At 60.8% G+C, this 13,864-nt stretch carries 13 protein-coding genes and 1 pseudogene; 11 read left to right on the top strand and 3 right to left on the bottom strand.

The features are described 5' to 3' along the window. Positions 1-14: 14 nt before the first annotated feature. Together J4D28_RS16850 and J4D28_RS16845 are read right to left on the bottom strand one after the other, a co-directional pair. Positions 15-617: a glutathione S-transferase family protein gene (locus tag J4D28_RS16850; RefSeq protein ID WP_053269691.1), complete on the bottom strand. Its 603-nt coding sequence runs from the start codon at positions 615-617 to the stop codon at positions 15-17. 12 nt (positions 618-629) lie between these two features. Continuing rightward, complete coding sequence (locus J4D28_RS16845; RefSeq protein WP_103331202.1) at positions 630-1,796, bottom strand: PLP-dependent aminotransferase family protein; 1,167 nt, start codon at positions 1,794-1,796, stop codon at positions 630-632. Between the two features lie 82 nt (positions 1,797-1,878). On the opposite strand from J4D28_RS16845, the gene J4D28_RS16840 reads away from it, so the two are divergent. The 3 genes from J4D28_RS16840 to J4D28_RS16830 all read left to right on the top strand — a co-directional run bounded on the left by J4D28_RS16840 (position 1,879) and on the right by J4D28_RS16830 (position 4,674). Beyond that, complete coding sequence (locus tag J4D28_RS16840; protein WP_009050207.1) at positions 1,879-2,313, top strand: MarR family transcriptional regulator; 435 nt, start codon at positions 1,879-1,881, stop codon at positions 2,311-2,313. Positions 2,314-2,634: 321 nt separating this feature from the next. Further along, entirely contained in the window at positions 2,635-3,984 is a 1,350-nt protein-coding gene (locus tag J4D28_RS16835) for an NCS2 family permease (RefSeq protein ID WP_009050208.1), read from the top strand. 63 nt (positions 3,985-4,047) lie between these two features. Next, complete coding sequence (locus tag J4D28_RS16830; protein WP_009050209.1) at positions 4,048-4,674, top strand: LysE family translocator; 627 nt, start codon at positions 4,048-4,050, stop codon at positions 4,672-4,674. A gap of 189 nt (positions 4,675-4,863) precedes the next feature. Here the strand turns inward: J4D28_RS16830 and uraH are convergent, their stop codons facing one another. Continuing rightward, positions 4,864-5,217: a hydroxyisourate hydrolase gene (gene uraH, locus J4D28_RS16825; protein ID WP_009050210.1), complete on the bottom strand. Its 354-nt coding sequence runs from the start codon at positions 5,215-5,217 to the stop codon at positions 4,864-4,866. Between the two features lie 421 nt (positions 5,218-5,638). Here uraH and puuE point away from each other — a divergent pair, with 421 nt between their 5' ends. From puuE to J4D28_RS16785, 8 genes and pseudogenes are all read left to right on the top strand, one after another. Next, the gene (gene puuE, locus J4D28_RS16820) at positions 5,639-6,565 is read left to right on the top strand and encodes an allantoinase PuuE (RefSeq protein ID WP_009050211.1); all 927 of its coding nucleotides are present in this window, start codon (positions 5,639-5,641) and stop codon (positions 6,563-6,565) included. Next, a complete protein-coding gene (gene uraD / locus J4D28_RS16815) occupies positions 6,562-7,077 on the top strand; it encodes a 2-oxo-4-hydroxy-4-carboxy-5-ureidoimidazoline decarboxylase (RefSeq protein WP_009050212.1) in 516 nt (171 codons plus the stop codon). Before puuE ends, uraD begins: the two co-directional genes overlap by 4 nt. A gap of 78 nt (positions 7,078-7,155) precedes the next feature. Further along, positions 7,156-8,151 carry an allantoicase gene (gene alc, locus J4D28_RS16810; protein WP_101283145.1) on the top strand — a complete coding sequence of 332 codons (996 nt, stop codon included), beginning with the start codon at positions 7,156-7,158 and terminating at the stop codon, positions 8,149-8,151. A gap of 148 nt (positions 8,152-8,299) precedes the next feature. Continuing rightward, a complete protein-coding gene (locus tag J4D28_RS16805) occupies positions 8,300-8,803 on the top strand; it encodes an ureidoglycolate lyase (protein WP_009050214.1) in 504 nt (167 codons plus the stop codon). 51 nt (positions 8,804-8,854) lie between these two features. Continuing rightward, positions 8,855-10,174 carry a urate hydroxylase PuuD gene (locus J4D28_RS16800; RefSeq protein ID WP_103331203.1) on the top strand — a complete coding sequence of 440 codons (1,320 nt, stop codon included), beginning with the start codon at positions 8,855-8,857 and terminating at the stop codon, positions 10,172-10,174. 150 nt (positions 10,175-10,324) lie between these two features. Continuing rightward, positions 10,325-11,683, top strand: a complete 1,359-nt coding sequence (locus J4D28_RS16795; protein ID WP_009050216.1) for a nucleobase:cation symporter-2 family protein — start codon at positions 10,325-10,327, stop codon at positions 11,681-11,683. Positions 11,684-11,828: 145 nt separating this feature from the next. Then, positions 11,829-12,614, top strand: coding sequence for an outer membrane protein OmpK (locus J4D28_RS16790; protein ID WP_016704392.1), 786 nt, complete (start codon positions 11,829-11,831; stop codon positions 12,612-12,614). Positions 12,615-12,999: 385 nt separating this feature from the next. Further along, positions 13,000-13,786: pseudogene (locus tag J4D28_RS16785) on the top strand (outer membrane protein OmpK). Positions 13,787-13,864: the final 78 nt, after the last annotated feature.

Raw genomic sequence — 13,864 nt, 5'->3', positions numbered from 1 at the left:
TTTCCCGCAGAAGCTCAGTCGAGCATCCCGACATGCCGTGGATGGCTTTCCACCCGCTGCATCCAGGCCTGGATGCCCGGGTAGCGCGCCAGATCGAAGCCGCCTTCATGGGCGACATGGGTATAGGCATAGAGCGCGATATCGGCAATCGAATACTGCTCGCCTACCAGATACGGCGTGCGCGCCAACTGGTGCTCCATCACGTCCAGGGCCTTGTAGCCGCGCTTTTGCAGCTTCTCGTATTCGTGAAGGCGCTCTTGCGGCAGGCCCAGATAAAGCTGGATGAAACGTGCCACGGCAATGTACGGCTCATGGCTGTATTGCTCGAAAAACTGCCATTGCAGCACTTGCGTGCGTAAACGCGGCTCGCTCGGCAGGAATTCGCTGCCATCGGCGAGGAAGTTGAGAATCGCGTTCGACTCCCACAGGCAAGTGCCGTCTTCCAGCTCCAGTACCGGGATCTTGCCGTTGGGGTTCTTCGCCAGAAACGCCTCGGTCTGCGTATCCCCGTTCAAGATATCCACGGCGTGCCACTCATAAGGCTGGCCCAGCAGATTGAGCATCAGCTTGACCTTGTAGCAGTTGCCGGACCGGTAATCCCCATAAACCTTGTACATGGCCCTCTCCTCTTAGGCTGCCTGTGCAGCCTGTGCTTGACGTACCACGGTGGCCAGCCGCTTGAGACCTTCGTCCAGACGCGCCGGATCGATATGACTGAAATTCAACCGCAGGTGACCTGGATTGCGGTCCGGCTCGGAGAAGAAGGGTTCGCCCGGCATGAATGCCACATCCTGCTCCAGCGCCGCCTTCAGCAAAGTGCGGGTGTCCAGCGGCTGTTTCAAGGTCAACCAGAAAAACAGCCCGCCCTGGGGCACCTGCCAGTCGGCCAGATCGCCGAAATGACGTTGCAGGGCTGCTTGAAAAGCGTCGCGGCGGACCCGGTAGAAATCACGCAACTCGCCCAGATGCTGCTGATACTGCTCGGTACCTATCCATTGCAGCGCCTGCCATTGGCCGACTCGATTGGTGTGCAGGTCCGCCGACTGCTTCAACCGCAGCAGATGGGGAAACAGGTCCGGGCTGGCGATCAGGTAACCGACCCGCAGCCCTGGCAGCAGCGTCTTCGACACGGTGCCGGTGTAGATCCAGCTGGCCTTGCGCAGGCGCCCGACGATGGGCGTGGCGCTGCCGCCATCGAAAGTCAGCTCGCGGTAAGGTTCGTCCTCGATCAGGGTCACCTCGAACTCATCGAGCAACGCCGCCACGGCATCGCGCTTGGCCTCGCTGTAGCGCACCGCCGAAGGATTCTGGAAGGTCGGGATCAGGTAGATGAACGCGGGACGATGCTGCTCCAGGCGGGCGCGCAATTGCGCCAGGTCCGGCCCATCGGCCTGAAGCGGCACGGTCAGGCAATCGGCGCCGAACAGCTGGAAGATCTGCAACGCTGCCAGGTAGGTCGGCGCTTCCAGCATGATCTCGGTGCCCTTGTCGATGTACAGCTTGGCCGCCAGATCGAGGGTCTGCTGGGAACCGCTGACCACCAGCACCTGGCTCGCCTCGCACGGCACGCCCAGCGCCCGGGCCTGCGCCGCCAGGGCCTCGCGCAACTGTGGCTCGCCCTCGCTCATGCCGTATTGGCCCATGGACACCGGCATCGCCTGCCAATCGGTCTTCGGCAGCATCGCTTCGGCGGGCAGGCCTCCGGCGAACGACATCACTTCCGGACGCTGCGCGGCGGCAAGGATTTCACGGATCAATGAGCTTTTAAGACGCGAAACACGTTCGGAGAAGGCCATGAGGGTCACCCGTAGCGAAGGCGGAGGAAAATACGTCAAACTGCTTGACCGAAATTACGCCGACTTTCGCAGATACGTCAATATGCTTGACCTTAAAAACCAGACCACGCAACAAGCCGCCATGGAAGCTTTCTTCTTTGGTTACCAGGCGTTCACCGCCAAGGCCGACGAAATGCTCGAGCGCCGCGGCCTGAGTCGCGTGCATCAGCGCATCGTGTTTTTCATTGCCCGTTATCCGGGGCTGAGTGTGAAGGAACTGCTCACGGCACTGGGCGTGAGCAAGCAGGCGCTGAACATTCCGCTGCGCCAATTGATGGAGATGCACCTGGTCAACAGCGTTGCCCCAGAGAGCGACAAGCGTAAACGCCTGCTGGAACTGACCGAGGACGGCGCGCGCTTTGAGCAATCGCTGCGGCGCGAGCAGGTGAAACTGCTGCAACGGGTATTCGCCGAGGCCGGCGAAGCAGCGGTGGATGGCTGGCTGGCGGTGAACAAGGCCCTGGGCGAAAACCGCTGACACCACAGCCTGCGCAGCGGCCGTCAATCTGCATAGCCGATGCTTCTGCAAGACCGCGTCAGCCCCATTGCGAGCGCTGCACGCTCGATCGCAGGCTGCGCCAGCGGCTACAGGCATATAGCATTTCTGGCGAACTTTTCGCACACAACCTAAAAAACATTATTTGCTTTCTTTGTATACAAAAGCATAATTCGCCACGTGCGAGTTCCTGACCCATAGGTCAATAAAAGCCCGCAAGCCTTACATGCCTCAAAGAGCCGCTGCCCACCCTCACGTGTCCGGCTCTGGAAAAAATAATAAAACTCTTGAGGAGTACTCGCTGTGGAAAGCCGCAAATCCGAAGCCCCTACGCTGGAACTCTCGCCGCCGCTGAACAGTGGCTGGCTGGAGCGCATCTTCAAACTCAGGTTGCATGGCACCACGGTGAAGACCGAGCTGATCGCCGGTCTGACAACCTTCATCACCATGGCCTACATCATTTTCGTCAACCCCAACATCATGGCCGACGCCGGCATCGACCACGGCGCGGCCTTCGTCGCCACCTGCATCGCCGCCGCCCTGGGTTGCCTGTTGATGGGGCTGTACGCCAACTGGCCGGTAGGCCTGGCGCCCGGCATGGGGTTGAACGCCTTTTTCACCTACACCGTGGTCGGAACCATGGGCTACAACTGGGAAACCGCCCTCGGTGCGGTGTTCGTGTCCGGCGTGCTGTTCATGTTCCTGACCTTCTCGCGGATCCGCGAATGGCTGCTCAACAGCATTCCGGCCAGCCTGCGCTTCGCCATGGGCGCCGGCGTGGGCCTGTTCCTCGGGCTGATCGGCTTGAAGACCGCGGGCATCGTGGTCGATAGCCCGGCCACCCTGATCAAGCTCGGCTCCCTGCGCGAACCCGGCCCGCTGCTGGCGGCGATCTGCTTCCTGATGATTGCCGTGCTCAGTTACCACCGGGTGTTCGGCGCAATCCTCATCAGCATCATCACCGTGACCCTGGCCGGCTGGGGCCTGGGCCTGGTGCACTACGAGGGCATCATGTCGGCCCCGCCGAGCCTGGCACCGACCTGGATGGCCATGGACGTCGCCGGGGTGTTCAACGTCAGCATGATCAGCGTGGTGCTGGCCTTCCTCTTCGTGCACATGTTCGATACCGCCGGCACCCTGATGGGCGTGGCCCAGCGCGCCGGCCTGGTCAACCCCGACGGCAAGATCGAGAACCTCTCCCGCGCCCTGAAGGCGGACAGCGCCTCCAGCGTATTCGGTGCGGTGGTCGGCGTTCCACCCGTGACCAGCTACGTGGAAAGTGCCGCGGGCGTCGCCGCTGGTGGTCGGACTGGTCTTACCGCAGTGACCGTAGGTGTGCTATTTATCGCAGCCATGTTTTTCGCACCGCTGGCTGGCATGATCCCCGCTTATGCCACCGCCGGTGCGCTGATTTATGTGGCGATGCTGATGATGGGCGGCATGGCCCACATCGATTGGGAAGAGGCCACCGACAGCATTCCGGCGATCGTCACCGCAATCATGATGCCGCTGACCTTCTCGGTCGCCGACGGTATCGCCCTGGGCTTCATCACCTACGTGGCCTTGAAGGCCGGGACGGGCAAGTACAAGGAAATCTCTATCAGCCTGTGGGTGCTGTGCGCGATCTTTATCGCCAAGTTCATTTTCTTGTAGGCACATCGGTTTCAAACGGCCTCACCCCGTCGGGTGAGGCTTTTGCACATAAGGAGAAAGGCAATGAGCGTGGAAACCTGGCTGCTGTTCAGCGGCGCGGCACTGGTGGTGATCCTGATTCCGGGCCCGCTGTCCCTGCTGATGATCAGCAACAGTCTGAATTACGGTTTGCGCCGGTCCTACCCGGCGTTTCTCGGCGGCGTGTTTGCCTCGATCTGCCTGCTGAGTGCCTCGGCCCTGGGCCTGGGCGCCCTGCTGCTGGCTTCGGAGCAGCTGTTCAGCGCCCTGAAAATCGTCGGTGCGCTGTACCTGTTCTATCTCGCCTGGCAAAGCTGGCAGCAATCGCGGCAGCCCTCCCTCGGCGCCGAAGTGCCCCAGGCCGCACCGAAACCGCGCTTTCGCGCACTGTTCGGGCGCGCTTTTGTGCTGGGCGCGAGCAACCCGAAAGACATTCTGTTCTTCGCCGCGTTTCTGCCGCAGTTTCTCAGTGCCGAACAACCCTTCCTGCCGCAGCTGCTGATCATGATCGTCACCTGGACCCTGCTCGACCTGCTGTGCAAGCTGGCCTACGGCCTGGGCGCCCATGGCGCGGCGCGCTACCTGCGCAGCGGCAAGGGCCAGAGCTGGTTCAACCGGGTCAGCGCCGGGCTGTTCAGCGGCGCGGGCGCTGCATCGCTGTTGAGCCGCTGAGAGCATCGCGGGCAAACCTCGCTCCTACAGAAGCAGTGCAAATCCTGCAGGAGCGCGCGGGCGGCAATCCGACTTGTCCGCGATAGCGTCCTCACAAGCAGCACTTTTCCGGGGACGAAAAAAAGCCCGCAGTGTGAGCGGGCGAAAGACCAAAGAAGCTATTTGCGCAGGCTTCGTGGGGGGAAAGTCCTAGCTTCCTCTGTAGGTCGAATAACTGTAGGGCGAGATCAGCAGCGGTACGTGGTAATGCTCCTGCTCGGCCGAGATGCCGAAACGCAGCACCACCACATCGAGAAACGCTGGCTCAGGCAGTTGCACGCCGCGAGCACGGTAGTAATCGCCGGCATGGAATTGCAGCTGGTAAACCCCGGTGCGGTAGTCATCGCCTTGCAGCAACGGCGCATCGCAACGGCCATCGCTGTTGGTCAGGGCACTGGCGACCAGTTCCAACTGGGCACCTTCGACCCGGTACAGCTCGACCTTGATGGCGCTGCCTGGGCAGCCATGCGCGGCATCCAACACGTGTGTAGTCAAACGTCCCATTGATTCTGCGTGTCTGTGCGCGCTCACACGTCCAGACCTCGCGCCTCCTGAAGTCAGTTGATAAGGAGACCGCACCGTTTCGGAGCACGAAAGGATGCGGCAAGGAATTTATTAAGACACTTTTAAAAAAAATTGTACACAATAAAAATCACCCATTTCCGGGTACTTCGAGCAAGTCCCCGTATTCCCTTGATCAGCGGCTAGACCATGAGAGCAGAAGACTTTTCATCCATTAGCTGACCAACCAGGCAGGTTTCTTGCAGTACCCAGGGATGAACACAATCGATGAAAAATGCAAAAAATCGGGCTTACAAACTGATTGAAAAGTTGTATACAATCGTTCCATCGCTGTGACGCCAGCCTGCCTTTCCCCCTCAGGCCCCGCCACGCCACCGTTATCACGATAAGAAGGAAGACTGCAGTGAGCGCTGACTACCCACGCGACCTGATCGGTTACGGCTCCAACCCTCCTCACCCTCACTGGCCGGGCAATGCCCGCATCGCCCTGTCGTTCGTGCTCAATTACGAAGAAGGCGGCGAGCGCAATATCCTGCACGGCGACAAGGAATCAGAAGCCTTCCTTTCGGAAATGGTCGCCGCCCAGCCCCTGCAGGGCGAGCGCAACATGAGCATGGAATCGCTGTACGAGTATGGCAGCCGCGCCGGCGTCTGGCGGATCCTCAAGCTGTTCAAGGAATTCGACATTCCGCTGACCATCTTCGCCGTCGCCATGGCCGCCCAGCGCCATCCGGACGTGATCCGCGCCATGGTCGAAGCCGGCCACGAGATCTGCAGCCACGGCTACCGCTGGATCGACTACCAGTACATGGACGAGGCCCAGGAACGCGAGCACATGCTCGAGGCGATCCGCATCCTCACTGAAATCACCGGTGAACGCCCGCTGGGCTGGTACACCGGCCGCACCGGCCCGAACACCCGGCGCCTGGTGATGGAAGAAGGCGGTTTCCTCTACGACTGCGACACCTACGACGACGACCTGCCCTACTGGGAACCCAACAACCCGACCGGCAAGGCGCACCTGGTGATCCCCTACACCCTGGACACCAACGACATGCGCTTCACCCAGGTCCAGGGCTTCAACCAGGGCGACGATTTCTACCAGTACCTCAAGGATGCCTTCGACGTGCTGTACGCCGAAGGCGCCGAGGCGCCGAAGATGCTGTCCATCGGCCTGCACTGCCGCCTGATCGGCCGTCCGGCGCGCCTGGCCGCCCTGAAACGCTTTATCGAGTACGCCAAGGGTCACGATCAGGTCTGGTTCACCCGCCGCGTGGATATCGCCCGCCACTGGCAACAAACCCACCCGTTCCCGGGAGCTGCGAAATGAGCACCTTCCAAACCCTGAAACCCTCGACCCTGAGCCGCGACGCCTTCGTCAAAGCCTTCGCCGATATCTACGAACATTCGCCATGGGTCGCCGAAAAGGCCTTCGACCTGGGCCAGGACGCATCGATCGACCGGATCGACACCCTGCACCAGCGCATGAGCGACATCCTGTTGAGCGCTGATCACCAGAGCCAGTTGGCCCTGATCAACGCTCACCCGGACCTGGCCGGCAAAGCCGCCGTCCAGGGGCAGCTGACCGAAGCCAGCACCCATGAACAGGCTGGCGCCGGTATTCACCAATGCACGGCCGAAGAGTTCCAGCGCTTCACCGAGCTGAACGATGCCTACAAGGCCAAGTTCAAGTTTCCCTTCATCATGGCGGTAAAAGGCAGCAACCGGCATCAGATCCTCGCGGCGTTCGAAGCCCGCATCCACAACTCGGTGGACACCGAATTCCGGTGCGCGCTGGCGGAGATCAACAAGATCGCCCTGTTCCGATTACTGACTCTCTAGCAAGCCTGGCCCGAGTACGAAACGTACCCAGGGCCCTGCAAGCATCCCAAGCCACTCAATTAAAGGCAGACAAGAAGAATGAAAGCTTACGCCGTACCTTTCGAGAAGTTCGTCAACCTGGCCGACGCCCGCCTGGGCACCAAGATCATCTCGGTGACCGATGACTGGTTCGCGGACGCCAACCGTCTGTTCCAGCCGACCCCGGCCGTATGGAAGGAGGGCGTATTCGATGACAACGGCAAGTGGATGGACGGCTGGGAGTCGCGCCGCAAGCGCTTCGAAGGCTACGACAGCGCTGTGATCCGCCTGGGCGTGCCTGGCCAGATCAAGGGTGTGGACATCGACACCTCATTCTTCACCGGCAACTTCCCGCCATCGGCCTCCCTGGAAGCCTGCTTCCTGACCGAAGGCGAGCCGAACGAAAACACCCAGTGGGTGGAAGTGCTGCCGGCCGTCGAGCTGCAAGGCAACAGCCATCACTACCACGAGATCAGCAACGACCAGGCGTTCAGCCACCTGCGCTTCAACATCTACCCGGATGGCGGCGTGGCCCGTCTGCGCGTGCACGGCATCCCGTACCGCGACTGGTCGGCGGTCGGCGACAACGAACAGGTCGACCTGGCAGCCGCCCTCAACGGTGGCCGCGCCCTGGCCTGCTCCGATGAACACTTCGGCCGCATGAGCAACATCCTCAACCCGGGCCGCGGCATCAACATGGGCGATGGCTGGGAAACCGCCCGCCGCCGCACGCCGGGCAATGACTGGGTGATCGTCGCCCTGGGCCATCCGGGCGAGATCGAGAAGATCATCGTCGACACCCTGCACTTCAAGGGCAACTACCCGGACAGCTGCTCGATCCAGGGCGCCTTCGTCAAGGGCGGCACCGACAGCCAGATCGAAACCCAGTCGCTGTTCTGGCGCGAACTGCTGCCGAGCCAGAAGCTGGAAATGCACGCCGAACACACCTTCGCCGAGCAGATCAAGGCCCTGGGCCCGATCACCCATATCCGCCTGAACGTGTTCCCGGACGGTGGCGTCAGCCGCCTGCGGATCTTCGGCAAGGTCGCGAAGTAATGCCGAGCCTGTAGGCGCGAAGCTTGCTCGCGATAGCGGTTGTCAGGTCGACATCTGCTGTCTGGTTTGACGCCATCGCGAGCAAGCTTCGCTCCTGCAAAAAACATGACTTGCCGAAAAACCGAACTCACAGATTAAGAAGAACAGCATGCGCACATTGATGATCGAACCGCTGACCAAAGAAGCCTTCGCCCCCTTCGGTGACGTGATCGAAACCGACGGCAGCGATCACTTCATGATCAACAACGGTTCGACCATGCGCTTCCATCGTCTGGCTACCGTGGAAACCGCCACGCCGGACGACAAGGCGATCATCAGCATCTTCCGCGCCGACGCGCTGGACATGCCCTTGACCGTACGCATGCTGGAGCGCCATCCGCTGGGCAGCCAGGCTTTCATTCCGCTGCTCGGCAACCCCTTTCTGATCGTGGTCGCGCCACTTGGCGATGCACCTGTATCGGGCTTGGTCCGCGCCTTCGTCAGCAATGGCAGGCAGGGCATTAATTACCATCGCGGCGTCTGGCACCACCCGGTGCTGACGATCGAAAAGCGGGATGACTTCCTGGTGGTTGATCGCAGTGGCACAGGCAATAACTGCGATGAGCATTTCTTTGAAGAGGATGAGTGTTTGATCCTCGCCCCCCACCAATAAGAGAAGGTCTGATCACCCGAAAACAAGGGTGACAGGCGAGAGGTAAAGACTGTGGAAGCACATCTGTTGGAATGGCTCAACCTGAGCGTGCGTTGGGTTCACATGATCACTGGCGTGGCCTGGATCGGCGCGTCGTTCTACTTCGTCTGGCTGGAAAACAACCTCAATCGCGTCAACCCCAAGGACGGCCTGTCGGGCGACCTCTGGGCAATCCACGGTGGCGGCATCTATCACCTGGAAAAATACAAGCTGGCCCCACCGTCCATGCCGGAGAACCTGCACTGGTTCAAGTGGGAAGCCTACTTCACCTGGATGTCGGGGATCGCCCTGCTCTGCCTGGTGTTCTACTACAACCCGATGCTCTACCTGGTAGCGCCCGGCAGCGGCCTGACCGGCCCTGAAGGCGTGGCCATCGGCATCGGTTCGCTGATCGCCGGCTGGTTCGTCTACGACTTCCTCTGCGACTCGCCCCTGGGCAAGAAACCCGCCCTGCTCGGCTTCATCCTGTTTGTGCTGTTGATCGCCGCGGCCTATGGCTTCAGCAAGGTGTTCAGCGGTCGCGGCGCCTATCTGCATGTCGGCGCCATCATCGGCACCATCATGGTCGGCAACGTGTTCCGCATCATCATGCCGGCCCAGCGCGCGCTGGTGGCCGCCATCGCGGAAAACCGCACGCCGGACCCGACCCTGCCGGCCAAGGGCCTGCTGCGTTCGCGCCACAACAACTACTTCACCCTGCCCGTGCTGTTCATCATGATCAGCAACCACTTCCCGAGCACCTACGGCAACCAGTACAACTGGTTGATCCTGGCCGGGATCGCGGTGCTGGCAGTGCTGGTGCGTCACTACTTCAACACCCGCCACGACAGCCACAAGTTCGCCTGGACCCTGCCGGTCGCAGCCCTGGGCATGATCTGCCTGGCCTACGTCACCGGCCCCGCGCAAATGGCCAAGGGTCCGGAAGTGGCCAAGGCGCCAGCGAAGATCGAATACCAGCCACTGCCGGAAACCGCCATCGGCGGCGGCGCCAAGCCTGAAACCGCAGCGGCTCCGGCAGCTCCGGCGGCTCCCGAAGTTGCTCCGACGCAAGCGTCCACGGCAACCCAGGGCCCGAGCTTCGACAAGGTGCATAACGTGATCCAGGAACGTTGCACCGTCTGCCACTCGGCCAAGCCCACCAGCCCGCTGTTCAGTGCCGCGCCGGCCGGCGTGATGTTCGATACCCCGGAGCAGATCAAGCTCCAGGCCCCACGGATCCAGGCCCAGGCAGTCGCCAGCCAGATCATGCCGCTGGGCAACATCACCCAGATGACCCAGCAGGAACGTGACCTGATCGGCGCCTGGATCACCCAGGGGGCACGCACCAACTGAGTCACCGCTGAAAAACATCGCGGGCAAGCCTCGCTCCTACGGGAGTGAGCTTGCCCGCGATCAACCGCCACGCGGTTGGCCTGCTGCAAAAAAGCTGTTCGCAACCACACAGCTTTCTAATCACAAGAATAAAAAGATCCGAGGTGTTGCATGTCCGCGTTAACCGAACCGCGCATCCCCGACGCACCCGCCATTGCGCGACTGCCCCTTTTGCAACTGATCCTGGTCGGTTTGCAGCATGTCCTGCTGATGTACGGAGGCGCCATCGCGGTGCCATTGATCATCGGACAGGCCGCGGGTCTGAGTCGTGAAGAAATCGCTTTCCTGATCAATGCCGACCTGCTGGTCGCCGGCATCGCCACCATCGTGCAATCCCTCGGCATCGGCCCCATGGGCATCCGCATGCCAGTGATGATGGGCGCCAGCTTTGCCGCCGTGGGCAGCATGGTGGCCATGGCCGGCATGCCGGGCATCGGTTTGCAGGGGATCTTTGGCGCGACCATCGCCGCCGGTTTCTTCGGCATGCTGATCGCGCCCTTCATGTCCAAGGTGGTGCGTTTCTTCCCGCCCCTGGTCACCGGCACCGTCATCACCTCCATCGGCCTGTCGCTGTTCCCGGTCGCGGTGAACTGGGCGGGCGGCGGCAGCCACAATACCGAATTCGGTTCCCCGATCTACCTGACCATCGCCGCGCTGGTACTGGGCACCATCCTGCTGGTGCACCGTTTCATGCGCGGTTTCTGGGTGAATATTTCCGTGCTGATCGGCATGGGCCTGGGCTACGTGCTCTGCGGCCTGATCGGCATGGTCGACCTCAGCGGCATGGCCCAGGCGCCCTGGGTGCAGGTGGTCACTCCGCTGCATTTCGGCATGCCGCAGTTCCATCTGGCGCCGATCCTTTCGATGTGCCTGGTGGTAGTGATCATCTTCGTCGAGTCCACCGGGATGTTCCTCGCCCTGGGAAAGATCACTGGCCAGGAAGTCACCCCGCGCATGCTGCGTCGCGGCCTGCTGTGTGATGCCGGCGCCTCGTTTTTCGCCGGTTTCCTCAACACCTTCACCCACTCTTCGTTCGCCCAGAACATCGGCCTGGTACAGATGACCGGCGTGCGTTGCCGCTCGGTGACCCTAGTCGCCGGCGGCCTGCTGATAGTCCTGAGCCTGCTGCCCAAGGCGGCTTTCCTGGTGGCCTCGATTCCACCGGCGGTACTGGGTGGCGCAGCCATCGCCATGTTCGGCATGGTGGCGGCGACCGGGATCAAGATCCTCCAGGAAGCCGACATCGCCGACCGCCGCAATCAACTGCTGGTGGCGGTGAGCATCGGCATGGGCCTGATTCCGGTGGTCCGCCCGGAATTCTTCGCCCACCTGCCGCTGTGGATGAGCCCGATCACCCACAGCGGAATCGCCATGGCCACTCTCAGTGCCCTGGCCCTGAACCTGCTGTTCAACATCCTGGGCGGTACCGAACGGGCCGCCAGCAATCCCCGACACGCCCACCAGCATTGAAGCCTGAACGGGGCGGCCTGGCGGTCGCCCCTGCTTGACCGTCGATACCCGAAATACACGCACGACAGGCAGACCCGGCACCGCGCCCGGTCGCAGTCGGCGGCTGCCTGCGCCTTGACAATAAAAACAAACAGGGAGCAACACGATGAGACATGCACACGCACGCCTGCTGCTCGGCGGCACACTGCTGGCGACAACCCAGGCCATGGCTGGCGACCTGCTGCTGTGGCAGACCAACAGCCTGACGTACCTGTACGGCAAGAACTTCGCGATCAACCCGTCGATCCAGCAGACGGTGACCTTCGAACACGCCGACCGCTGGAAGTACGGCGACACCTTCCTGTTCGTCGACAAGATTTTCTACAACGGCCAGGAAGACCGTAACAAAGGCCGCCACGCCTTTTACGGCGAGTTCAGCCCCAGGCTGTCGTTCGGCAAGATCCTCGACCGCTCATTGGCCTTCGGCCCGGTCAAGGATGTGTTGCTGGCCATGACCTACGAATATGGCGAAGGCGACAGCGAGGCCTACCTGATCGGCCCCGGTTTCGACCTCGCCGTTCCGGGCTTCAACTATTTCACCCTGAACTTCTACCGCCGCCAGACCGAAGGCCCGCGCCCCGGCGACGGTGTCTGGCAAATCACCCCCTCCTGGTCCTACAGCATCCCGCTGGGTCGCTCGAACCTGTTGATCGACGGCTACCTGGACTGGGTGGTGGACAACGACCGGAACGACCGCGGCACCTACCACGCCAACCTGCATATCAACCCACAGATCAAATACGACCTGGGCAAGGCCCTGCGCCTGGGCGAGAAGCAGCTGTATGTCGGCCTCGAATACAGCTACTGGAAAGACAAGTACGGCATCCAGAACAGCCCGAACCTGGACACCAACCAGAACACCGCCAGCCTGCTGGTGAAGGTGCATTTCTAGGATGGCCGGCAAACGTGCTCCAAAGTTGTTTCAAGTGCGCTATTGCAGAGCACTTGAGCAAGGCCGTGGGAGTCAGTATTCTCCGCGGCCGCCTGAATCCGGTGAAAAAAAAAGCCCGGATTTAAAAACTGACCAGAAAGCCAACTTATCCAGGCCTCTGGAAAGTACCAAGGCGTACCGATTTAGAACCGAATTCACTCTCGATCGACTGTATTCGTACAGCCGCGCGGGAGTTTTTGCGTTTTTTTTTCGCCTTGGCTCAGCTCTTGCTATCAGCAACAAAGCTGACCGATCGGATGATTTTTCAGCCACTGAAAGGTGCCACACCAGAGCACCGGCTTTAAAGAAAAAAACGTGGAACCACTTACTTTTTGGGAGCAACCGAATGAACCGCATCTGTAAAGGCCTGATGCTTGCCGGATCCTTGCTGGCAGGGGCCCAGGCCACCGCCGGCGATCTGCTGCAATGGCAGAACAACAGCCTGACTTACCTCTACGGCAAAGACTTCGCGATCAATCCAGAAATCCAACAGACCGTTACGTTCGAACATGCCGATGCCTGGAAGTACGGCGACAACTTCCTGTTTATCGACAAGATCTTCTACAACGGTAAAAAGGACGGCAACGTCGGTCCGAATACTTATTACGGCGAGTTCAGCCCGCGTCTTTCATTCGGCAAGATCTTTGATCAGAAGTTGGAGTTCGGTCCGATCAAGGATGTATTACTGGCCATGACTTACGAGTTCGGCGAAGGCGATAACGAGTCCTACCTGATCGGTCCGGGTTTTGACCTGGCGATCCCCGGGGTTCGATTACTTCCAGTTGAACTTCTACAACCGCCAGACCGAAGGCAGCCGTGCCGGCGACAATGTCTGGCAGATCACCCCGGTATGGTCCTACACCATTCCGGCGGGCCGTTCGGACATCCTGATCGACGGCTTCATCGACTGGGTAGTGGACAACGACAAGAATTCCAAAGGCGAGTACCACGCCAACCTGCACATCAACCCGCAGATCAAGTATGACCTGGGCAAGGCGCTGAAACTGGGCGACAAACAGCTGTATGTCGGTATCGAATACGACTATTGGAAGAACAAGTACGGAGTCAAGGACACCCCGTACTTCGACACCGACCAGAACACCGCCAGCCTGCTGCTCAAGTACCACTTCTGATGCTGTGAGCGCCGTTCCCGTGCGGGTCGCGGGAACGGATTACATCGAACAAATCGATAATAACACCCCGATATTCGC

Origin of the sequence: Pseudomonas sp. GW531-T4, assembly GCF_017349615.1 — a bacterium.
GTDB lineage: Bacteria > Pseudomonadota > Gammaproteobacteria > Pseudomonadales > Pseudomonadaceae > Aquipseudomonas > Aquipseudomonas chlororaphis_I.
The sequence above is the reverse complement of the archived record's forward strand: the minus strand, read 5'-3'. Positions and strand labels throughout refer to the sequence as shown.